At 51.7% G+C, this 25,121-nt stretch carries 11 protein-coding genes and 1 rRNA gene; all 12 read left to right on the top strand.

Annotated features, from left to right (window positions below; all coding sequences use genetic code 11):
- Positions 1–22: 22 nt before the first annotated feature.
- Complete coding sequence (locus AC0LWM_RS03725) at positions 23–1,162, top strand: S1C family serine protease (protein ID WP_474673556.1); 1,140 nt, start codon at positions 23–25, stop codon at positions 1,160–1,162.
- Between the two features lie 57 nt (positions 1,163–1,219).
- Positions 1,220–3,133: a copper amine oxidase N-terminal domain-containing protein gene (locus AC0LWM_RS03720; protein ID WP_474673555.1), complete on the top strand. Its 1,914-nt coding sequence runs from the start codon at positions 1,220–1,222 to the stop codon at positions 3,131–3,133.
- A gap of 291 nt (positions 3,134–3,424) precedes the next feature.
- Positions 3,425–5,872, top strand: a complete 2,448-nt coding sequence (locus AC0LWM_RS03715) for a U32 family peptidase (RefSeq protein WP_474673875.1) — start codon at positions 3,425–3,427, stop codon at positions 5,870–5,872.
- Between the two features lie 231 nt (positions 5,873–6,103).
- The gene (locus AC0LWM_RS03710; protein WP_474673554.1) at positions 6,104–8,449 is read left to right on the top strand and encodes a preprotein translocase subunit SecA; all 2,346 of its coding nucleotides are present in this window, start codon (positions 6,104–6,106) and stop codon (positions 8,447–8,449) included.
- A gap of 8 nt (positions 8,450–8,457) precedes the next feature.
- Entirely contained in the window at positions 8,458–8,886 is a 429-nt protein-coding gene (locus AC0LWM_RS03705; RefSeq protein WP_474673553.1) for a hypothetical protein, read from the top strand.
- 60 nt (positions 8,887–8,946) lie between these two features.
- Positions 8,947–12,960 (top strand): hemoblobin-interacting domain-containing protein, encoded by a 4,014-nt coding sequence (locus AC0LWM_RS03700; RefSeq protein WP_474673552.1) that lies wholly within the window; start codon positions 8,947–8,949, stop codon positions 12,958–12,960.
- A 76-nt stretch (positions 12,961–13,036) separates the two neighbouring features.
- Positions 13,037–14,776: an S-layer homology domain-containing protein gene (locus tag AC0LWM_RS03695; RefSeq protein ID WP_474673551.1), complete on the top strand. Its 1,740-nt coding sequence runs from the start codon at positions 13,037–13,039 to the stop codon at positions 14,774–14,776.
- A gap of 177 nt (positions 14,777–14,953) precedes the next feature.
- Positions 14,954–19,351, top strand: coding sequence for an S-layer homology domain-containing protein (locus AC0LWM_RS03690; protein ID WP_474673550.1), 4,398 nt, complete (start codon positions 14,954–14,956; stop codon positions 19,349–19,351).
- Between the two features lie 171 nt (positions 19,352–19,522).
- Positions 19,523–20,221 carry a heptaprenylglyceryl phosphate synthase gene (gene pcrB, locus AC0LWM_RS03685; protein WP_474673549.1) on the top strand — a complete coding sequence of 233 codons (699 nt, stop codon included), beginning with the start codon at positions 19,523–19,525 and terminating at the stop codon, positions 20,219–20,221.
- Positions 20,222–20,339: 118 nt separating this feature from the next.
- Complete coding sequence (pcrA, locus tag AC0LWM_RS03680) at positions 20,340–22,667, top strand: DNA helicase PcrA (protein WP_474673548.1); 2,328 nt, start codon at positions 20,340–20,342, stop codon at positions 22,665–22,667.
- A gap of 66 nt (positions 22,668–22,733) precedes the next feature.
- Positions 22,734–24,740, top strand: a complete 2,007-nt coding sequence (gene ligA / locus AC0LWM_RS03675) for an NAD-dependent DNA ligase LigA (protein ID WP_474673874.1) — start codon at positions 22,734–22,736, stop codon at positions 24,738–24,740.
- 298 nt (positions 24,741–25,038) lie between these two features.
- A 16S ribosomal RNA gene (locus AC0LWM_RS03670) occupies positions 25,039–25,121 on the top strand; the annotation flags it as partial.

Below are 25,121 nucleotides of genomic sequence, written 5' to 3'. Positions count from 1 at the left end.
GAAGAAGGAAGGGTATGCCGCTATGAAAAAAACTATGCTGCTCGGATTTGCAAAAGGGTCAATCGCGGGCTTGCTCGCCTTTGTATCCGTTTCTGTAGCCGGAACAGCGGCCGCTGCTGGTAGCGTGACATTATCGCTGGAGACCAAAGAAATCAACGGCGAGGTGTACGTCAAAGCCAATTCGGTCGTACAGGCGCTCGGCGCAACCGGTACATACGATGCCAAAACGAAAACATACAAGCTGACTCCACCCCCACAAGTGCCGGACGTGGTCAAGAAGGTATCGCCGTCCGTCGTCGCGATCATCGGCAAGCCGAACGAAGGCGAAGAGCCGGGCAAAGAAAACCGTTATTCGCTCGCGCACGGTACGGGCGTTATTTATAAGTCCGACGGCTGGATCGTCACGAACGCCCACGTAGTGCAAGGGATGAACCATATCGTCGTCGTGACGGCCGACGGCAAGCAATATGCCGGCACAGCCAAGAACATCGACGTCGAGAGCGATCTGGCGCTGGTGAAAATCAACGCGGCCAAGCTGCCTGTGGCCAAATTCGCGGCTTCCGATGCTCCGGTGCAGGTTGGCGAAACGGTCGTGGCGATCGGTACGCCAATCAACTTCTCGCTGCGCAATTCGGCGACAGTGGGCGTCGTCAGCGGTCTCAACCGGGCGATCGATTCCTCGTACAAGCTGATCCAGACCGATGCGGCGATCAATCCCGGCAACAGCGGGGGACCGCTCGTCAATATGAAAGGCGAGGTCGTCGGCATCAACTCACAGAAGTTCGTCGACGTGAACGTCGACAACATGGGATTTTCGATCCCCGCGAGCACGGTGCAGTACGTATTGAGCCATTTTTTCAAATACGGCAAGGTGAAACGCCCTTCGATGGGCATTCAATTGGAGGAAAGCTGGGAGGCCATCGTGGGCTTGCCTGATGCAGACCCAATGACCGTCACGAAGGTGAATCCGGGCTCTCCCGCGGCCAAAGCGGGAATTCAAGTCGGTGACATGCTGTATTCGATAGATAAACACGATGTCGCCACGTTAGTCGAGTTAAACGAGCTGTTCAAGCAATATGTGCCGGGCCAAAAAGCGCAGCTCATGATGCAGTCGAACGGTGATTTGGTTACGCGAACGATCGTTTTTGAGGAGCAAGAATAAGCTTGGCTTTGCCTACATACGTATTCATCATTCAACAAAAATTAAGGATGTGCATTCATGCGGAAGTTTTTTGCTTTATCGATGGCTTTATGCCTTGCCTTCATGCTGCTTATTGGCGGTCAAACCGCATTTGCGGATCAATCGGTCGGCAAGCCCCTGGAAATTCGTTTAAAGATCGGAGCCGATGCGATCACAATTAACGGTCAGGTGACCAACGTCCAGAAGCCTTATGTCGTCAAAGGAGTGACGATGGTCCCGCTCAGCGTGATCACGCGGGCGTTCGGCGCTACGCTGAAGCTTGAGAAACAAACGATTATTTTAAAATATAACGGGCATACGATCCAATTGACGTTTGACAACCCGGAGGTATCGGTCGACGGCAAAACGACGAAGCTGAATGCTGCACCTAAAGTGGTGGGCGGGGTGACGATGGTTCCGCTTCGCTTCATCTCCGAAAATTTCGGAGGAACGGTAGCCAACGACGCCGCAACGGGCGAAATTGTCATTAAAGCCATGTTGGCAGGCAGCAGCGGAACGAGTTCAACAAATAGCAGCAATATCAATGTAGATGCCGGCAAAACCAAAGTCGGCGACAGCTACTATAAATGGTCGATGAAATATCCTTCGGGGCTTGTACAAGATTATATCAGTCCGAAAAACAACCTGATCGGCTTTTCCGAAGCGAAAGGCGATTATGCGATGTACGTCTCCATTTCGGATCAGAACGAAGCGTTATCCAAGGAATCGCTGTTGAAAAAGCTGCTGGCCGACTTGGCCGACAACGAAGGCGAAACGATCGTCGATAAACGAATCGTCGACACAGGCAAAACGGTATATGCCAAAGCGATTTCGAAGGTTGGGACGAGCGGTTTCGCGGAAACGCGCGCTTATTATAGCGGAGGCTATTATTACGTCGTCGATTTTTACGACAAAAAAGCGAGAAATTACAAAGAACTGGACAAATACAAAGATCTGATGGACAGCTTCAAAACATCGTTCGATACCGGGGATCGCAGCCTTAAGGATGTGTCCAACGTTGTGGACGGCTACCGGAAGGTAACTTTGGAGGATTACGGCCTGACGCTGAACATCCCGGCCGCCTGGAACATCGATAAGGATACTCTAACGTTCGGCAACGACACAACCTATATTAAATTCGGGATCTCGTCGATTGTTCAAGGGGATACCGTCGATAAATGGTCGGAGCGGCTCGATCAATTGTTCAAGGAAAATTTCGTGGAATCTTACCGCAAGAATGTGGACAAACGGCAAACGACGATCGCCGGGGTTTCCGCCATCCAAGAAAAGCTGGAATATTCTCATGGCGACCGTTGGTGGGCGGAAATCGACGCTTATTTCTTCAAAGGCCAATACAAATATTACGTTGAATACGGGTATTCGAAGGATGAGGCCGCTGCGGCGGAGCCGATTTACGACAAAATCATTCGCTCGGTGACCGTCGACAGCGCCAAAATGGAAGATACGTTCGGCCTGATCGAGGACAATAACGATTTCGTCGATAAAACGAAAACCGTGACCAAAACGAGCAAAAAGTACAAGTATTCACTCCAAGTGCCGGAGTTCTGGAATGCGGAAACGGTCGATATGGAGCAGAACGAAGCGACCCTTTACTTCTTCGGCGGGCATGTCAACGTTTATGCGGAAACGGCCGCAGTATCTCCCTACGACAAGGCGACGCTTCAAATGGAACAAAATCATAAGCGTTCGATGGAAAATAACCCGGATACGAAGGTTATCGAATCGAAGGATGAAACGATCCTCGGCGTCACAGGGAAAAAGTACGTTTTAACGACGAAGGAAGACGGGATTCCGTCGAAATATACCCAATACTTGTTTGCAAAAAACGGCTACACGTATCTCGTTACACTGTATATCGAAGATGCGAATAGCACAGAGGCCAATGTGAAACGATTAAACGATGTTTTTGCATCCTTTAAAGTAACGGAATAAACGCGGTCAGTGATGAGGAAGCCAATCTCCTATACAATGGGAGACTGGCTTTTCTTTTTCTTTCATATGGATTCCGGTACGTCAGATTTGGTACACTAGATAGATGAAGCGACACGTTCCAATGGAAGAGATGTCGCGTGTGCAGTTTGGATGGAGGAAAACAATCAGATGAACGGAACGACAAAAGAAGCAATCAAAGAAACGAAAAGCATACCACAAACGGAACAATCCGTACGCGCGATTAAGCGCGAAGATATAGAACTGCTGGCTCCGGCCGGCGATTGGGATTGCATGCGCGCTGCGGTTGCGAACGGGGCCGATGCTATATTTTTTGGCGTCGAGAAATTCAATGCCAGGGCTCGGGCGAACAATTTCCGGATGGACGAGCTGCCGGAGATTATGGGCTTTTTGCATAGCTATGGGGTCAAGGGCTTCCTAACCTTCAACATTCTTGTATTCGAAGAGGAACTGCCTGACGCGAAAACGTTGATCGACGCGTGCATTGATGCCGGCGTGGATGCAGTGATCGTGCAAGATTTGGGCCTTGTAAAAATGATCCGGGAAATCTCGCCGGATTTCCCGATTCATGGCTCGACGCAAATGACGATTACGTCGCCGGAAGCGGTGGAGTTCACGAAGCCGTTCGACATCGAGCGGGTCGTGCTCGGCCGCGAAAATAACTTGAAGCAAATCAAGATGATCGGCGACCAAGCGAAACTGCCGATGGAAGTGTTCGTCCACGGCGCATTGTGTGTGTCGTATTCCGGCCAATGTTTGACGTCGGAAATGTGGGGCGGCCGCTCGGCGAACCGCGGCGAATGCGCCCAAGCGTGCCGGTTGCCGTACGACCTGATGGTCGACGGCGTGCAGAAGCCGATGGGCGACGTGGCGTACCTGCTGTCGCCGAAGGATTTGGCGGCGCTGGAGCTTGTGCCGGAGCTGATCGAAGCGGGCGTTACCTCGTTCAAGATCGAAGGGCGGCTGAAGAGTCCGGAGTATGTAGCGAACGTGGTAAGCAAATACCGCAAGGCGATCGACCGTTATTTCGACGGGGATACTAAGGGACCGTCGACGGAGGAGCTGCGTGAGCTGCAGCAGAGCTTCTCGCGCGGGTTCACGCACGGCTTCCTGAAAGGGACGAACAACAAGCAGCTTGTTGAAGGCACGTTTCCGAAGAGCCGCGGCGTTTATCTAGGGCGCGTGAAGGAGATCCTCCGCGACGGCGTCGTATGTCAGCTGGAAGCGCCGCTTAAGCGCGGCGACGGCATCGTCTTCGATGCGGGCGACCCGACGAAGAAGGAGGAGGGCGGGCGCGTTTACGACTTGCGCCGTAAAGGCGTGAAGCTGGAAGGCGAAGCGGGCGAAGGCGTGCTTGTCGATATCGTGCCGGGGCGCAGCGACGTCGATTTGCGTCGCGTGCACGTCGGCGACCGGATCTGGAAGACGAGCGATCCGGCCCTGGACCGCAGGCTGCGCCAAACGTTCGAAACGGAGAAGCCTTACCGCGTCTTCCCGGTCCATGTGAAGGTAGATGGCAAGCTCGGCGAGCCGCTCCGCACCTGGTGGACCGACGTGCAGAAGGGCGTGACCGTGGAGGCCGAATCGGAGCTTCTGCTGGAGCAAGCCGAGAAGCGGCCGATGGACCGCATGCTGCTCGAGGAGCAACTCGGCCGCCTTGGCGGAACGTTGTTCCAGCTTGACGCAATGGAGGTCGATCTGCAGGGCGACCTGATCGTGCCGATGCGCGAGCTGAACGCGATCCGCCGCCGCGCGGTCGAGCTGCTCGCGGGTGAGCGGCCGAAGCCGCCCGTATACGTCAAGCGAAGCGTTGACGTATATGGCGACGCGGCACCCGCATCGCCTGCCGCGAAACCGGGCGACGTCCGGCTGACCGCGCTGTGCCGGACGCTTGAACAAGTGGAGGCGGCCGTTCGTACCGATGTGGCGATGATTTACGCCGACTTCGAGTTCATCAAGCAGTTCCCGGCCGCCATCGAAATCGCCCGCGCCGCGGGCAAGAAAATCGCGCTCACGACGCCGCGCATTCATATGCCCGGCGAGAACGGCTACCACAAGAACATCTTGAAGCTGCAGCCGGATGCCGTGCTCGTTCGGAATACCGGCGCGCTGTATTATTACTTGAAAGCTCGCCAGGAGCAGCCGGACGTCAAGTTCCCGGAGCTGATCGGCGATTTTTCGCTGAACATCGCGAACCACAAGACGGCGGAATTGTTTGCGGAAGCGGGTTGTTCGCTTGTCACGCCTTCGTATGACTTGAACATTCAGCAAATGGTCGATGTGCTGCGCCGAGCCGAGACGTCGAAGCTCGAAATCGTCATCCACCAGCATCTGCCGATGTTCCACACCGAGCATTGTGTGTACTGCACGTTCCTGAGCGAAGGAACGGACTACACGAACTGCGGCCGTCCGTGCGAGCAGCACCGCGCTTCGCTGCAGGACCGGATCGGCATGTCCCATCCGGTACGCGTCGACGAAGGCTGCCGCAACACCGTCTACAATGCCATCGAGCAGTCCGGCGCGGAGTATTTGGCCAACTTCATGGAGCTTGGCGTATCCTCATACCGCGTCGAGTTTCTTGAGGAATCCGCGGATAAAGTCCGCGAGGTTATCGATTTGTATCGCCGCGCGCTTGCCGGCCAAATCAACGGAACGCAAGTGTGGCGCACGCTCAAGGCGACGAACCAGCTTGGCGTAACGCGGGGGCAATTAGTGAAATAAATATGGAATTGGAAAAGACCTTGGAGTCCGTTTTGGCGGACTGCAGGGTCTTTTTTTGTTTTTCTTCCCAAAAAATGACGAACTTTCTTACATGTCATAAGCCCTAAGAGGGTCGAAAAGGAGCTGTTTCTGTCGTATTTTTACGATAAGCGATCGGTTTAATATCCAATATTATACTTTCTTCGATAGGAGAGAGGAGAGATTCATACGTTTTCTGCATTGCGGCAATGGATGAAATCACCTGATCAGCGTCGATGGGACCGTTTTACGAAAACCCATTTGCCGCCAATTCATAATAAACGCGAGGCTATGGAGACATGGTCCGACGAACAACTGCTGAAAGCTTCGCTCCAGCTTCGGGGCGAAATGCAGGGCGCACGTAGCGATAAGGCGAAGTCCGTCGCTTTTGCCTTGGTAGCGGAAGCCGTGAGGCGCACGCTCGGCATTCGCATGCATGATGTGCAGTTGGCTGCCGGTTGGGCCATGTCGGAAGGCCATATTGCCGAGATGATGACCGGGGAAGGCAAAACCGTCGCGTCGCTGCTGACCGTCTACTGGTACGCTCTTGCCGGACAAGGCGTCCACGTCGTTACCGCCAACGAATACTTGGCGCGTAGAGACTCCGAACAGGCAAGCGATGTTTTCCGGCTGCTCGGCATGACGGTAGGCTTGAATGGGACCGAACTGGACATTCGGGCGAAACAGCAGGCTTACGGACAACACATTACCTACGGTACGGCAACGGAATTCGGCTTCGATTATTTGCGGGATCATCTGATCCTGCATGAGAGGGAGCGGGTCCAACGGAACTTGGCGTACGCGGTGATCGACGAAATCGACGGCATTCTGATCGATGAAGCGCGCACGCCGCTTATTATTGCGGGCAAAGCGAAGGCAGCACCCGATTTGTATTACATATGCAGCAAATTCGCGCGCAACCTAGCGGCTGGGCGAGACTACGAGATGGATGTCGAGACAAAACAGGTCATGTTCACGGAAGCGGGCATCCGCAAAATCGAAGCATCCTTCCATATCGATAATTTATACGAGCTCGAGCAAACGACCGTTTATCATTACCTGCTGCAAAGTCTCCGCGCAGAAGCGCTGATGCGTCGCGATGTCGATTATATTGTAACCGAAGGCGGCATCCGGTTGATTGACGCTTTTACCGGCAGGGTAATGGAGGGCAGGCAGTTCAGCGAAGGGTTGCAGCAGGCGATCGAAGCGAAAGAGGGCGTGCCGCTCAGCGAGGAAAACCGGGTGCATGCGACGGTCACGGTACAAAAGTATTTCAGCCTTTATAAGCAAATGGCTGGCATGACAGGCACGATCCGCACGGAAGCCGATGAGATGAAGCTCATTTACGGTCTGGACGTCGTTACGGTTCCGACCCATGCGCCCGTCATCCGGCGGGATTCGGACGATGTATGGTTTCTGACGAGGGAAGCGAAATACGAGCATGCGGTGCAAGAGGTTCAGCGGCGGCATGCGAATGGACAGCCTGTACTGGTCGGAACGTCCTCCGTACGGCAATCGGAGGAAATGGCATTCAGGCTGGAGCGGGTCGGCCTGCCTTTCCGTCTTCTGAATGCCAAGACAGAGGAGGAGGAGGCCGCCATCATTTCGGCCGCGGGACAACGTGGAGCAATAACGATAGCCACGAACATGGCCGGTCGCGGAACCGATATCCGGCTGGGCGAAGGAGTTGCGGAGCTTGGCGGATTGTTCGTTCTGGCGACCGAACGGCACGAAAGCCGAAGAATCGACCGTCAGTTGCGCGGACGGGCAGGCCGGCAGGGCGACCCGGGGGAGACGCAGTTTTATATTTCGCTGGAAGACGAGCTGCCGGAACAGTTCGCGGGAGAGGATGCAAAGGCCATGCGGCGGCTGTGGCGAGGCGGGGATGGAGGAAGTCGGACGGACGGCAGGATGACGCGTTGGCTGGAAGGGGTTCAGCAAAATGTGGAGCGGCAAAATTTTGCCTTGCGGAGCTTCGTGTATCAGCTGGACTCCATCATTCATGAGCAAAGGGAGTCGTTTTATTGGCAGCGTAATGCGCTCTTGTGTGAGCACGGCGCGGAAGCCGCTCTGCTGGATATGCTCCGAGCTTATGGCGAAGACGTAACCAGACGTTGCTGTCCCACTCATCGTCAGCCTGAAGAATGGAGAGTGGACAAGCTTTTCAGGACGTTGGGAATTGGAGCCGGCGCTTATGAAGCCGAGAGAATGAGCGATCACCGGGAAGTGATGGAATGGACCATTGGCGTTGTTAACCAACGTTGGGGCGTGTGGCGATCCGGCGAGAGCTTCAACGGTGATTTGGAAACAATGCGGCTGCTGTGCTTGAACGCGATGGACCGCCATTGGATGAAACATCTGGAGCAGCTTCAGCATTTACGTCAGGGCATCCATTATCAGAGCTATGCGGGGCGAGATCCGATTCATGTTTACAAAGACGAGGCTTGGCGCATGTTTCAGAAAGCCAGTGACCGCATTTTGCAGGATATCGGCCGTTTGCTTCTTCATCGCATAGAAGTGGCGGGAGAGCGTGAAAGTCATATTTTACAGACGGGATGATGGATCTTATGGGGATAAGAGAAGGGCTGCTTGAACGGATTCGAAGTCGGTTGTTCCACCGGGCGACAGCAATCAGGGAGCATGATGCGATCATCGAAGAACCTCGGATCCGGCTGGATGAGGAGGAAATCTCCCAAGGGAAGGAATATATCCAGCTCCGGGACCAGCTGTTGATTATTCGGCTCGTGAAGGAACACATGCGTGAATATGTGCTGCCGGGATTGAAGCTGGACTCCTCGTGGACAAGCGGGTACGCGCTTCAAAACGAAGTGTTCGTTTCCTATATGCATGAGCTGATCTATCGGTGCAACATGGAAGTTTTTTATCAGGACAAGGATGGTAGGAAAAAGCTCGTTTATTTGGTCAGTCTAATCAAATTCGGCGTGGACCGGTGGAGGGTGTTTCAGCTTAAGGGGGGTGATGCCCTGATTGATTAGGGCTTCGCGGTGGAGACGGTTTCAAAATTTTAGATCATTTCTTGGGAGAGAGGTAGAAACATGGCAAACAATCACGTAAAAATTAGCACGAGCAAAAAGCGCATTGCGCAAGTGATGGCCGCATCGATGGCGGTATCATCAATCGTCTCGGTATTGCCGGGAGCCGCGGTGGCGGCGCCGGTCGGCAATGCGACGTTCCTTGTCACCGGCCCTGCGGACGAAAGTTCGCATCAGACGGTGGATCGAATCGAAACGAAGGTAACCGTAGCGGCAGGCAATACGGTAACGAGTGTCGGTATTTACATCAAGCGCACTGGCGACGGAAAGTATCTGCAACCGGACAACAGCTGGGATGCTGCGAAGCCGGCAGCGCTGAACTTGAGCGCAAGTTCGGGCGACGTTTGGGCATTGGATCTGGATACAGATCAGCAAGCCGCTATTGATGCCGCGGACGATATGTATGAGATTGAATTCGAAGCTGTAGATTCGGATGGAACCTCGACAGCGATAACAACAAAAACGACAGCTTTCGCGATTGATCATGCTGCTCCTACCCTTGTGCGCCAAGCGGCTGACGGAAGGGCGCTGCTATTGATGTTCAATGAAGAGCTCCAGGAAGAACCGGGGCCGGAGCCTGGCAATTTTGCGGTAAAAATCAACGGCACGACGGCAACGGTGAGTGACGCATACACAATTGGCAACAGCGTCTTGCTGGAAATCGATGAAATGATTTTGAAAACCGACACGATCACGGTCAGCTACACCGTTGGATCGCTTCCGATTAAAGATAAGGCCGGGAACGAGGCCGCCGGATTTGCCGATATTGCGGTTGAAAACAAGACGCCGGGTGAATTCGCTGCTGCGCCAACGTTTGATTTTCCGATGAAAGCCGCTTATACGTTGCAAGCCGATGATCCGATCGCGACATTCACGCCTTCGGCCGACGGGGCGGATATGGTATTGGTTCATTTCCCTTACGATGGATTGAATAAGTCGCAGATGGCGCCCGGTAACATCACTGCCGCTGATTTTGAAATTACGGACAACGATGCGGGCACCACGATTGCGGTAGGGGCGGTTTCGCCGAACTACGATGCTACGACGGGATCCCCGCTCATTGGGTTTACGCTGGCCTCCGGAAGCTTGGAAGCGGGCAAATCGTATACGTTGAAAATGTCGGCAGCAAGCGGAGGGAATGAAATCACGCTGCCGGGTGCCCCGACAACTGCGGCAGAAGCAAAGCTAAGCATCAGTGCCATTGCGGATGCGCCTTTCAGCATCGATGCGAAATACATGTCCGGGTTGACGTTTACGTATGATGCGCCAAGCCTGACGGCAGATACGTCGGACAACGACACGGCTTCCGACATCGAATTTTCGTTCACGGACGATTTGGAGTGGAGAAGCAAAATTACGGCTGTTAGGGTGGACGGAACAGCGCTGTCCGTCGGCGATTACACGGTGGAATCCGGGAAGATTACGATACTTGCCGGCAAGCTTGGCGCCGTTGGAAACCATACGGTAACGGTCGAGGCGACCGGGTATGAGGCTGCGACGGTGGTGCAAGAGATTGTCGCTGTTGCTGTGGACAAAACGGCACTTTCGTCGGCGATTGCTGCGGCGCAGTCGAAACATGATACGGCGGTGGAAGGCAGTGCACCCGGGCAGTATGCGACAGGTTCAAGAGTGACGCTGCAAGCGGCGATTGCAGCAGCGACTACGGTGCGCGACGACGCAGCGGCCACGCAAGCGCAAGTAAACGACGCGGTAACGGCGTTGAACGCGGCGGTGACGACGTTCGAAGCTGGCAAAGTCGCGGCAGCAGACAAAACGGCACTGTCGTCGGCGATCACGGCGGCGCAGTTGAAGCACGATGGAGCAGTGGAAGGCAATGTGCCGGGGCAATACGCGGCAGGCTCGAAAGCGACGCTGCAAACAGCGATTGATGCGGCGGCAGTGGTGCGAGACGATACGGGGGCAACACAAACGCAAGTGAACGATGCGTTAGCCGAGTTGAATGCGGCGGTGACGACGTTCGAAGCGGGGAAAGTAGCGGCAGCGGATAAAACGGCACTGTCGTCGGCGATTGCTGCGGCAGAGGCAACGCATGCTTCGGCGGAAGAAGGCAGCGCGCCAGGCCAATATGCGCTGGGCTCGAAAGTGACGCTACAAGCGGCGATTACAGCAGCGGTAGCGGTGCGGGACGACGCAACGGCAACGCAAGCACAAGTAAACGACGCAGTAACTGCGTTGAACACGGCAGTGACGACGTTCGAAGCTGGCAAAGTAGAGGAGACGGTGGACAAAACGGCACTGTCGTCGGCCATCACGACGGCGCAGTCGAAACACGATACGGCGGTAGAAGGCACAATGCCAGGCCAATATGCGCCCGGCTCGAAAGCGACGCTGCTAGCGGCGATTGCAGCAGCGACGGCGGTGCGGGATGATGTGGCAGCAACGCAAGCGCAAGTGGACGACGCAGTAACCGTGTTGAACACGGCAGTGATGACGTTCGAAGCTGGCAAAGTAGTGGAGATGGTGGACAAAACGGTGCTGTCGTCTGCAATCACAACTGCGCAGTCGAAGCACGATGCAGCTGTAGAAGGCACATTGCCAGGTCAGTATGCGCCCGGCTCGAAAGCGGTGCTGCAAACGGCGATTGCAGCAGCGACGACTGTACGGGACGATGCGGCGGCCACGCAAACACAAGTGGACGACGTAGTAAACACGTTGAACGCGGCCGTGACAACGTTCGAAGCAGGCAAAGTCGTGGAGACGGTGGATAAAACGGTGCTGTCGTCTACAATCACAACTGCGCTGTCGAAGCACGATGCAGCAGTAGAAGGCACATTGCCAGGTCAGTATGCGATCGGCTCGAAAGTGGCGCTGCAAACGGCGATTGCAGCAGCGACGACTGTACGGGATGATGCGGCGGCCACGCAAACGCAAGTGGACGACGCAGTAAACACGTTGAACGCGGCCGTGACAACGTTCGAAGCAGGCAAAGTCGTGGAGACGGTGGATAAAACGGTGCTGTCGTCGGCGATTGCTGCGGCAGAGGCAACGCATACTTCGGCGGTTGAAGGCACAATGCCAGGTCAGTATGCGTCCGGCTCGAAAGCGGCGCTGCAAGCGGCGATTACAGCAGCGGTAGCGGTGCGGGACGACGCAACGGCAACGCAAGCGCAAGTGGACGACGCAGTAATCGCGTTGAACGCGGCCGTGACAACGTTCGAAGCAGGCAAAGTCGCGGCAGCAGATAAAACGGTGCTGTCGTCGGCGATTGCTGCGGCAGAGGCAACGCATACTTCGGCGGTTGAAGGCACATTGCCAGGTCAGTATGCGATCGGCTCGAAAGCGGCGCTGCAAACGGCGATAGCAGCTGCGGTAGCTGTGCGAGACGACGCAACGGCAACGCAAGATCAGGTAAACGACGCAGTAACCGCGTTGAACGCGGCAGTGATAACCTTTGAATCAAGCAAAGTCGTACAATCTCTGCCTCCAGCTGCAGGAGACATCACTGTAAGAAACAATGCAACTGCCGATGACACCGTCACCGTGGCGAACGTTGCGGCCAACGCCATAGTCAAAGTATACGATGCGGCGACAGGCGGAACGGAGATTGGAACGGCGACCCAAGGTTCCGCAGCCGGTGCGCTCACGATTCAAATTGTTGGAGGAATCAACGTTTCAACCGTATATGTTTCCATCAAGGAAACAGGCAAGGCGGAAAGCGTCAGAACGTCCGAAGCCTTACCGTCACCGGAAAAATCGTTTGTGATTACGGGCAGCCTCACAGGATCGACGCAGATCACAACCACTGCAACGGTGACACGTACTGCGGCAGCAGATCATAGCGGCGACGAAGTCGTGATTTTCCAATTGATGAAAGGTACGGAGCCGGTCAGCATCGTAGCTCTCCAAAAAGATATTACATCAAGCGAAGTTCTAACGGCTCATTTCAATGCTCCAAAAACTTCGGAGTACTTTGTAAAAATTTATGTTTTAAGCGGCTTTAGCAGTGATCCGTCGGCAGTCGGGGTTAGCTTGGCAGATGCCAAAATTCTTCCTTAAGTCGATCACATCAACTTGGGCAGCGATTTTGACATGACATGAATTTGCTGCCCTTAAGAAAGAGGGGATAACACGAGTGAAATTCAAATCCATTAGATGGCTTACAATACTAGCGACGATAGCAGTATGTTTTGCATTAATGCCGCTCTCGGGGTTCGCGGGTGCGCTGGTAACGATTGATTCGATTCCAAAAGCCAAACCGGGTGATTCTGTCGTCATATCCGGTACGAGTGAACATAAGGAAGTCATTGTAAAAGTCATTCGCCCTAATGCAACGGTTCTATACGTAGATGTACTGCCAGTATCGGCGGACAAAAAGTTTTCGACGACAATCAAGCTTCCTTCGGATTCGCCCGTCGGAGCCTATAAAGTGGTCGCCGGGCATGATGTAAATGTAGCAACTTCCGACCTGACAGTAGAAAAAACGACGCAAACAGATCCGCCGCCAACCGGGAACCCGCCGGCAAATACAGGATCGACGTCGAATACAGCACCACAGACAACGCCGCCGGCGAACAACGAAATCGTTGTAACGAACGATCAAGTTACCGTCAAATTGGACAAATCGGCGCAAAAAGTAACCCAAGAAACCGTAAATGGCGTAACAATGACTAAAGTTATTCTGGATGCAGGCAAATTCGCAGATGCATTCAAAACGCTTAAAGAACAAGGCGACAAAGCGGGCGATAACGCCGCAAAAGTCGTTGAGATTGAAGTGGCTAATGCCGAAGGCGCTACGAAAGTCGAAATTCCTGCCAAGACATTGGCAGAAGCTTCGAAAACCGTTCCGGATGCAGTGGTCTCGGTTCAATCTGAATCGTCGTCTTATCAACTTCCAGTGAGGGTGCTCGATGTTGAAGCTCTTGCCAAAAGTCTTGGCGTGAATCCAGAAGAAGTGAACATCTATGTGATCATGGAGAAACTATCGGGGGCATCCGCCGACCAAGTCAACTCGGCAATCAAAAGCCTTGGCGCTTCTTCTCTGTCGGGTGCTGTAGATTTCAACGTTACGGCTGAATCGAAAGGCAAAGCCGTTGAGGTTAACAACTTCGGAAGTACTTATGTCGAAAGAGTCATCGTTATTCCAAGTGCAGTAAATGCCGATGAAGCAACGGCTGTCGTCATCGATCCGTCAACAGGCGAAGCTTCCTTCGTTCCGGCTATTTTCCGCAAGACGGCTGACGGGAAAACGGAAGTTATTATCAAGCGTAATGGCAACAGCGTATACAGCGTTGTTGCTGCTAAGAAAACATTCGCTGACATAAGCAATCACTGGGCTCAAAATGAGACTAATTTGCTGGCATCGAAGCTGCTTGTCAAAGGACATACGGAAACGAGCTTTGCACCGGACAGCAGCATTACACGTGCCGAATTTGCAACGCTTCTCGTTCGCGCATTAGGCCTTACGCTCGACAAATCCGAAGGTTCGTTCACGGATGTTAGAACAACGGATTGGTTTGCTGCTTCCGTAAATACTGCCGTACAAGCCAAGCTTGTCAACGGCTTCGAAAACGGCACGTTCCGTCCGAACGACAAAATCACGCGCGAGCAAATGGCCGCGATGATTACTCGGGCACTCCATGCCGCGGGCAAATCAATCAAAACGACAGGCACGACAGATGAAATCCTGAATTCATATTCGGATGAAGCCTCGATCAGTACCTATGCAAAAGACTCTATCGCACAATTGATCGACGCTGGTATCATCAAAGGCAAGACGAATGCGACGATCGTTCCTGCGGCTGATGCCAACCGTGCGGAAGCTGCGGTTATTTTGAAACGATTCTTACAGTTCGTAGAATTTATTAACAAGTAATAGTTAATCTCAAAAATCCCTTTGAAGGCTTCGCTTCTGGGGATTTTTTATCGTCTCTTGGAATGAGGGGGGACAATCTATTTTTTTATATTAAATACTATATTATGTCAAAAGGTTATGATATAATTTTTATGGATTTTTTTGTATGATTTTCTAACCATAAATGGGGGTAAAAATGTGATTCGAAACAAAAAAATGAAAAAAGTAATGGGCATCATGTTAGCATTCTGTGTTTTCTTTTCAATGTTTGGAACAGCGTCTGCTCAAACTTCGCTTTCCGATATTCGGGGAAGTTGGGCAGAGGAGCAAATTCAAAGTTGGCTTGCCAATGGAACGGTTTCGGGTTATCAAGACGGCACGTTCAAGCCCAACAAGACCATTACGAGAGCTGAATTTATTACTCTAGTAAATAAATCGTTTAATTTCACGGATACTAGCGAAGTTCAGTATACCGATGTTAAAACGACGGACTGGTTCTATAAAGATGTGACCAAGGCAAGTGCCGCTGGATATATTTCCGGCTACGAAAACGGCTCGTTTCGGCCCAATAATGAGGTCACTCGACAAGAAATGGCCGTCGTGATCAGCAAAGCTTTGAAGTTAAAGACATCTGATTCGGCATCTCAATATTCAGATACGCAAGGTAGTCCCGCGTGGAGCAAAGGGGCTATAGGTGCCGTGATCGACCAAGGCATTATGCGTGGTTACGCGAATAACACATTTCGGCCTAATGTACCCGCGACTCGTGCAGAGGCGATAGTTATATTGGATAGAGCGATGAAATACAAACAACCGTCAGCAGTGATTACATACGATAAAGCAGGTACATATGGACCTGTTACCGGCACCGAAAAACTTCTTAAGGATGTTATAGTTAGTGCTCCGAACGTGACGCTGCGCAATATAGTTATAGAAGGTAACCTGTTACTGTCGGAAAGAATTGGCGACGGCGATGTGTTTCTGAAAAACGTCACGGTCAAAGGAACGACGACGGTAAAGGGCGGAGGGAAGAATAGCGTTCATTTTGAAGATTCCACTCTGCTTTCCGTTATCGTAAATAAACAAGATGGCAGCATTCGGATTGTTGCACAAGGGAAAACAGAAATCAAAGAGATTATGCTGCAATCCGGTGCGAAGCTTGAGGAATCTGATGTAAGCGGTAAAGGTTTCACACATGTAGCATTATCCGATGCGCTGCCTAAAGATTCGAAAATCTCGTTAATTGGGCAGTTTGAAACGGTAGATGTTTACTCTAATCAGGTTTCCATAGAGATCCCTAAGGGCTCTATTGATACTTTCCATCTCGAAACCAATTCTGAGGGTAATAATATACTTGTTGGGCATGAATCGAGAATACTGTTACTTGTCCTAGATGCTGTTGTAAAAATAATGGGCGACGGTGAAATTGGCAAGGCGGCGATCAATAAATCAGGCTCTTCGATTGAGAAGAAACCCAAGCAAACAGAAATGAAACAAGGTGTTACTGCCAATATTGCAGGTAAGCTGGCAACGGGCGACGAAAACAAACAACCTAGCGGAGGTTCCCCGGCGGGCGGGGGCGGACTGCCTACTGGCGGAGGAGGGGCCCCAGGAGATAGCGGGGGAGGCATACCAGGCGGGAATCCCGGCGGAAACACGGGAGAGAATCCGAGTGGACAAATTTTAAATAAATCGGCATTGAACTCGGCTATTGAGACGGCGAAGCGTGCCCATGATAGTGCAATAGAAGGTGGTAATGTCGGACAATATCCTGTTGGCTCGAAATCGACTTTTATGGTAGCTATTCAAATGGCTCAGAGTGTGGCAGCAAGTACAAGCTCTACACAGCAGCAGGTAGACGCCGCGGTTAATACTTTAAATCTTGCTGTATCGACGTTTAACTCCAAGAAGATTACGGCAGCTCCTGTGAATAAATCGGCATTGGTTACAGCTATCGCTTTTGCTCAAGCGAAACACGACGGGGCGATCGAGGGTACTATTCCTGGCCAATATACGATCGGCTCAAAAGCAGTGTTGAACACAGCTATCATCGAAGCGAAGGCCGTGAATTCCGATACAGCGTCAACCCAAGCACAAGTGGATGGAGCGATAAGGCGTTTGAATCAAGCGGTTGAAACGTTCGAATCCCAAAAAGTCGTGGGGCAGGAAGTGAATAAACAAGCTTTATCCGCAGCGATTGCCGCGATTCAGTTAAAACGCAACTCAGCCGTATTTGGAACGGACGTTGGGAATTACGCGGAGGAATTCATTATAGAGCTCTTTATGGGGATTCAGACCGCCCAAAATGTGCTTAATAACATAAATGCTTCACAGCAGCAAGTAGATACTGCAGTTGAACAATTAAAGACGATTATGAACCGGCTAGAATCCAGAAGAGTATCGCTTGCAGGTCTCAAAGAAAAGCTTGGGGTCACGCTTAATATTGCAAACACACTACAGGCTTCCGTAACCGAAGGCACAGCGCCAGGCCAGAGCACAGCTGATATGAAGCGAATATTGCAGATGCAAATCAATAAGGCTTCCCAGATGATCGATAATCCCAAGGCGACATCCGAACAAATCAACTTCAGTTCCCTAACATTATCGAAAGCGTTGGAGAAATTTAAGGGAAGCGTAGTTTCAACAGACAAGACATATTTGCAGGAAGCGATAAATCTTGCCCGACAAGTTCATAGCACGGCTATAGAGGGGACGGATCCTGGACAATACGAGGATGGTTCTAAACAAGCTATCCGAACTGCTATTGAAAGGGCCCAAATTGGGGTGGATTCTACTCAAGTATCGCAATTATTTGTTGACATTGAGATGAAAAGTCTCATTGATGCTCTGGTTCTATTTGAAGCTAAAAGAGTACCAATGTCGCCAATTCAGGTTAGCGTAGGAAATTTACATGTAGGGGAAAAAGTACCTGTAGCCGTCAGCGCTCCTGAAGCGGCCGCTGTATATTTGGTTAAAAGTTCGCTATTTCCTATGACTAAGGAAGCCTTGGATGGGCTTGTCATCGAGGGAGGTACGGCGCAAGTATCAACTACAAAAGAGCAAGGGACCTTTTATGTCAGTACGCATGGGCTAATTGCAGGGCACTATAAAGTCTATGCATTAGATGACATGGGGCATATGGCCAAAGTATTTCCGGGGATTTCAATTGTTCTGAATTCAATTGGATTCTTAAATATTGAAAGTCACGATGAACGGCCAAATCAGTCGGGCGGAATTCAAAACGTGATTTCATGGGGAAGCAGTGATTCGTCGGGGGTTAAGTATTACTCCATTCTGCGGAGCACGACGAATAATATATTCGATTATCAACCAATCGTTGTTGGCCTTCCGGCTAATACAACCACATATAAGGATTCTGACGATACCTTGGAAGCTGGCAAAACATATTATTATGCGGTTATTGCCGAAACGGCCGATTTGATTGGTGCGCCAGCCTGGGGATCTGTTGCCGCGGCGGAAGAAAGGCGAACGGCGGATCGAACTCCACCGAGAATCGACGGGGTAAATGATAACTCGAACTATAACAGCGATATTACCCCAAGTTCGATTGATCAAGATATTGCCAGTGTAGAATTGGTGAGGAACGGGAGAGTGGTAGCAGATTACCGACTCGGCCAAACTATTCATCTGCCCGGAGAGTACGAGCTTACTGTTACAGATGATTCCAACAATATTACGGTTGTGCATTTTTGGATTGCGATCGTTACAGATTTATTTGATCCGAATCCGATATTTTCTTACGCTGGAACACTAATGCCGGACTCCAGATATAAAAATCCAGACCCCTATATTCAAAGTGCAGAATTGACTAGGAACGGTATTCCCTTGAACGGCTATCTATTGGGAATGCCGATTTCAGATGAGGGAAAATACGTACTTACTATTATCGGGACGGACGGAGAGGAATTCGTTTATCGCTTTACTATTGACCATACAGCGCCAGAGGTGTTGAGGCTTGAAGTGTCAGGAAAAGAACTTACCATATATTTTAACGAATGCATGAGTCATATTAATGTCCCAAGACCCGATAATTTCGTCGTGAAGGTTAATGGGGTACAAGTTGCAGTAACAGTTGATAAACCAACAGGCGTTTTTGATCAGTTTACTCTTCATTTGGAGAAGGCGGTTAAAGAGGATGACTATGTGACGGTGGAGTACTCATTTTTGCCGCCTCCGTATTTTGAAGATCTTTCTGGAATCAAGCTTGCGGATTTCAGATATATTGCAACGAATAAAACGGATACAACGCCGGCCCAATTAAACGGGGAACAAGTCATATTTGAGGATGATGGCAACGGTCAGATTCAGGTTTACGGATTGCCGGGAGCTATTTCCGAAGCTAATGCATGGATGACTTTCTATTATTGGGATGATAAAAACAATAATGAAATGATCGATGATCAGGAATTGGATGGTTTCCATTCGATCGAGACAGGGTTAAGTCTAGATGACGGATCTTTCGAACCTGTCAATATAGGTTATTTGTCTAAGGGGCTTCACAAGTTTTTTGCCGTCGTAAAGGACAACGGTGGGAATGAAAGTTATCATATTTTTTATTTGAGTAACATGGAATAGGCGCTGCCAAGGAGCTGGGGAGAATTCTCCAGCTCTTTTGATTTCCGTTGAAACATTTACGAACAAACGTTCCTGGTGTTATACTAATAACATACCATTTGACAGCCCTTACCCCCTGAAATAGACTAAAGTTATACACGACGAAACATGACGCTATGGAGGGACCACTTTTTGAGAAATGAAATCGCTGCATGGCGGCATTTGTTTAAAATAGACCCGGACCGGACGATATCCGACGACGATTTGGATAAGCTGTGTATGTCGGGGACCGACGCGATTATGGTAGGCGGTTCCACCGGCGTTACTTATGAGAATACCGTGGATTTGCTCGCTCGTGTTCGCCGATATGAGCTGCCTTGCGTGCTGGAAGTATCCGATCCCGAAGCCATCGTGCCCGGGTTTGACTTATACCTTATTCCGGTTGTGCTCAATACCGACCAAGGCGATTGGATCATTGGGCACCATCAACGGGCCGTAAAGGCATTCGGGGCATCGTTGCCTTGGGACTTAGTCCTGGCAGAAGGCTACATTATCCTTAATGGCCATTCGACCGTGGCAAGGCTGACTGAAGCCAATGTCCAACTAAATGCCGAAGACGTTGCTGCATATGCCAAAGTTGCCGATCAATTGTTTACATTCCCGATCGTGTACGTGGAATACAGCGGTACGTTCGGCGACATGGATGTAGTGAAGCGGACGAAGTCGACGTTGAAGCAAGCACGGTTGTTCTACGGCGGGGGCATTGACGGCTTGGACAAAGCACGCCAAGCCGCTGAAGCGGCGGACACGATCATCGTCGGCAACATCATCTACGATAACATCGAGCGGGCGCTGGAAACGGTACAGGCTGTAGCCTCTTCCCAAGGTTGAAGGGCTGGCTCCTTACGCAGTCACCCAAATGACCGCAATAAATCCCATCTGCGGGCTGCCATTGACCTATGATTCACTGAGCAGCTCGTTAGAGTCAATATAGAAAGGTTGCAATAAAATGAACGATACTATCGATATTATACAAGCCATATCCCGGTTGAACCCGCCACAGCGGCAGGCCGTCGAAGCGACGGAAGGACCGCTGCTTATCATGGCCGGCGCAGGGAGCGGCAAGACGCGGGTTCTGACGCACCGAATCGCTTACCTGATCGCCACTCGCAAAGCGGCGCCATGGAGCATACTAGCGATCACCTTCACCAACAAAGCGGCGCGCGAGATGCAAGAGCGGGTTGGCAAGCTGGTCGGGCCGTCCGGCCAGGATATATGGGTTTCGACCTTCCACTCCATGTGCGTGCGCATTTTGCGCCGCGATATCGAACGAATCGGCTACACCTCGAACTTCACGATCCTCGATTCGACCGACCAGTTGTCCGTCATTCGCAATTGCATGAAGGAATTAAACGTCGACACGAAAAAAATCGACCCTAAAGCCGTGCAATCGGAAATCAGCAGCGCCAAGAACGAATTGATCACTCCCGCATTGTATGAACAGAAGATCGGCGACTACTTCCAGGGTATCGTGGCCAAAGTCTACGCCATGTACCAGAAGCGACTTAAGAGCAACAATTCCCTTGATTTTGACGATTTGATCATGACGACGATCGATCTGTTCAAGAAAGTGCCGGAAGTGCTCGATTTTTACCAAAATAAGTTTCAATACATCCATGTCGACGAGTATCAGGATACGAACCGCGCGCAATATTTGCTTTGCCAGATGATTGCCGACAAGCATAAGCGCATTTGCGTCGTGGGTGACAGCGACCAGTCGATTTACCGCTGGCGCGGGGCGGACATCACGAATATTTTGAACTTTGAAAAAGATTACGCGAACGCCCGCATCATCCTTCTCGAACAAAATTACCGATCGACGTCGAACATCCTGAACGCAGCGAACGAGGTCATCAAGCTGAATACCGGCCGCAAGCCGAAGAAGCTATGGACCGACAAAGGCGAAGGCAACAAAATTAAGGTCTACCAGGCCGATTCCGAGCACGAGGAAGGGTATTTCGTCACCGGCGAGATTAGCAAAAACCGCAGAGCGGGGCGCAACTACGCCGATCATGCGATTTTGTACCGGACGAACGCCCAGTCCCGGGTGATCGAGGAAATTTTGATCAAATCGGAAATCCAGTACCAGATCGTCGGCGGCATCAAGTTCTACGACCGCAAAGAGATCAAGGACTTGCTTGCGTATCTGCGGCTCATCTCTAATCCGGATGACGATATAAGTTTGGAGCGGATCGTCAACGTGCCGAAGCGCGGAATCGGCGATACGACGATCTCGAAGTTGGCGGATGCGGCGCAAGTGCGGGGAACTTCGATTTTTGCGGTGCTTGAGAACATGGAAGGTCTCGATATCTCCGGAAAAACCAAGCTGGCGCTAACGGAGTTCCGCGATATGATCATAAATCTGTGCCGGATGGTCGATTATTTGTCCGTAACAGAACTGACGGAGAAGATGCTGGAGCTTAATAAATATCGCGAAGAGCTGAAACGGGAAAATACGCTGGAGTCGCAAGCGCGGCTCGAGAACATCGAAGAGTTTCTGTCCGTGACGATCGACTTCGAGAAGCGGAACGACGACAAATCGCTCATCGCTTTCCTTACGGATTTGGCACTGATCGCGGACATCGATTCCATGGATAAAGACGAGGAAACCAAAGACGCCGTCACCCTCATGACGATGCATAGCGCCAAAGGTCTGGAGTTTCCCGTCGTCTTCATTATCGGCATGGAGGAAAACGTGTTCCCGCACAGCCGTGCCCAGATGGACAACGAAGAGCTTGAGGAAGAAAGGCGGCTCGCGTATGTCGGCATTACGAGAGCGGAACAGGAGCTGTTTCTGACCTGCGCGCGCATGCGCACGTTGTTCGGGCGTACTTCCGCGAATGCGCCGTCGCGCTTTTTGGCGGAAATTCCGGATGCGGTCAAGGAGGTCGTATCTCCTGTGCGCGATCGTTTCGGCCGCTCGGGCGGTTCCTCATTCGGCAGCGGCGGTGGAAGCGGGGGTTCCGGCTTCGGTGACCGCGATTCCGGTTGGAGACCGCGAGTGGTAGCTGGGACGAGCACGAGCGGAGGGATAGGCGGCTCTAGCAGTACCGCCTCCGGAGCGCGCGTCACGGTTTCGACCCCGGCAGCTGCAGGAGCACAGCGGGATAACGCCGATTTTCAGACCGGAGACAAAGTGGCGCATGGCAAATGGGGCGTAGGCACCGTTGTCGCCGTTAAAGGAACGGGTGACGACATGGAACTGCAGATCGCTTTTCCAGCGCCGGTTGGCATCAAACGTTTATTGGCAGCTTTTGCGCCGATTAAAAAAGCGTGAAGTCCCTAACTTCAAATATTCAATCGCAAGTAACTATGAAAGGGTGAATGTTCAGTGGCAGATTTAATGGAAAAGATGCAGCGGCTCATCGAGCAAATCAACAAGCATAACTACCATTACTACACGCTCGACCAACCGGTAATCAGCGACAAGGAATACGACGCACTGTACGATGAACTCGTTGCTTTGGAGAAAGAGACGGGGGCCGTTCTTCCGCATTCCCCTACGCAGCGGGTTGGCGGCGAGCTGTTGAAAGGCTTCGACGAGCACCGTCACTTGGCGAGATTGTGGAGCCTGGACAAAGCGCAGAACAAAGAAGATCTCCTTGCATGGGAGCAAAGGGTGAAGAAACTTGTAGCAGACTACAATACGAATAACCCGGATCATCCTCTGCCTGCACCTTCTTACGTCGTCGAATTGAAATTCGACGGTCTGACGCTGAATCTGACGTATGACCATGGGAATCTAGTTCAAGCGTCAACGCGCGGCAACGGTACGGTGGGCGAAGGGATTTTGGCACAGGTCAAGACGATCCGTTCCATCCCGCTGACCATTCCTTATAGTGAAGGCGTCGTTGAAGTGCAAGGCGAAGGCATCATGCGACTCTCCGTTCTCGAGAAATACAACGAAGCGGCAGCGGAGCCGCTCAAAAACGCACGGAACGCAGCAGCCGGGGCACTTCGCAACCAGAATCCGAAAATAACGGCCGAACGCAAGCTGGATGCTTTCATATACAATGTCGGCTATGCCGATTCGCTGCAATTTACGGATCATCGGGAGATGACGCAGTTTTTGCGCGACAATCATTTTAAAGTGAATCCCGTCATCTACTTCTTGGATTCGATGGAAGAAGTGCAGGCCGAGCTGGACCGGATTACGGCTATGCGCGATTCGCTTGACTATTTGATCGACGGTGCGGTTGTTAAGGTGGCCGACATGCGGACTCGCGAAGTGCTCGGCTACACCGATAAATTCCCGCGCTGGGCTTGCGCCTTCAAATTCGAAGCCGAGGAAACGACGACGGTGCTCGAGTCCGTATCCTGGGAAGTGGGGCGTACCGGCAAGCTGACGCCTGTTGCCCGTGTGGAAGCCGTCGAACTTGCCGGCGTTACGGTTCAGAACTGCACGTTGAACAATATCGGCGACATCGAACGCAAAAATTTGAAGTTCGCCTTGGGCTCCCGTGTCTTTATCCGCAGATCGAATGATGTTATTCCTGAAATATTGGGCAAAGTAACGGAAGAGCAAGACGGTGAAGAAATCGTGTACCCGACGGAATGCCCGGCCTGCGGCTCGGAGCTGGAGCAGCGCGGCGCGCATATTTTTTGCAACAATCGTCTGGGCTGCAAACCGCAATTGATCGGGCGGATCACCCATTTTGCCTCTCGTGATGCGATGGACATCGATACGTTCAGCATTGCGACAGCGGAACAATTATATGCGGAGCTTGGCGTACGCGATCCGGCGGATCTTTATGCGCTCAGCTTCGACGATCTGATCAAGCTCGACCGTTTCGGCGAGAAGAAGGCGAACAAGCTGCTGGCCGCTTTTGAAACGAGCAAAGGACGGGATTTGGCCTCCTTCTTGTTTGCGCTAGGTATCCCGAATACGGGCAAAACAACGACCAAGGTGTTGGCCGATCATTTTGGCAGTCTCGAGGCCATGATGAACGCCACGTCGGAGGAGCTTATCGCATTGCCTGACATCGGCGGCATTGTGGCAGAGAGCATCGTGTCCTTCTTTAACGATCCCCTCATGAAGGTTAGCATTGCGCGAATGCTCGCGGCAGGCGTCCAGCCCAAAACGGCGGCTAAACCGGTTATTACGAATACGGATCATATCTTTAATGGCAAAACGGTTGTCTTAACCGGTACGTTAAAGACGATGGGACGGGACGAAGCGGCGAAAAAGCTCGAGGCGTGCGGCGCCAAAGTGACGGGAAGCGTTTCGAAAAAAACCGATTTCGTCATCGCGGGTGAAAGCGCAGGTAGTAAATTGGAGAAAGCCAAGGAGCTGGGCATCCCGGTCATTGAGGATGAAGATGAATTGATTCGACTGCTGGAGGGCGCCTAATGGCGCTCTTTTTGCATTGTGAAACGAGTGATTTCAAGTGTGAAATAATACCTGTTGCGTAGCGGGCTCGATCTGTGATAAATTATTTCTTACCGGCTCACAACAGCGGTGAGCGAGTTGAAAAGAAAAAGTAAAAAACACTTGCAATTCGCTTGAAGACATGATAATATGAAATTCCGCCACGAACGGACAAGCTTAACGGCTTGAACGAAGTGACGAAATAAGTTCCTTGAAAACTGAACAAATGTATCGCAAATATGTCAAACCAGCAATAAATTGAGCACAAATCAGCTTTTCTTTAATGGAGAGTTTGATCCTGGCTCAGGACGAACGCTGGCGGCGTGCCTAATACATGCAAGTCGAGCGGAGTTATTCCTTCGG

This window comes from Paenibacillus sp. sgz302148, assembly GCF_056120465.1.
This window is presented reverse-complemented; position numbering and strand designations above follow the sequence as displayed.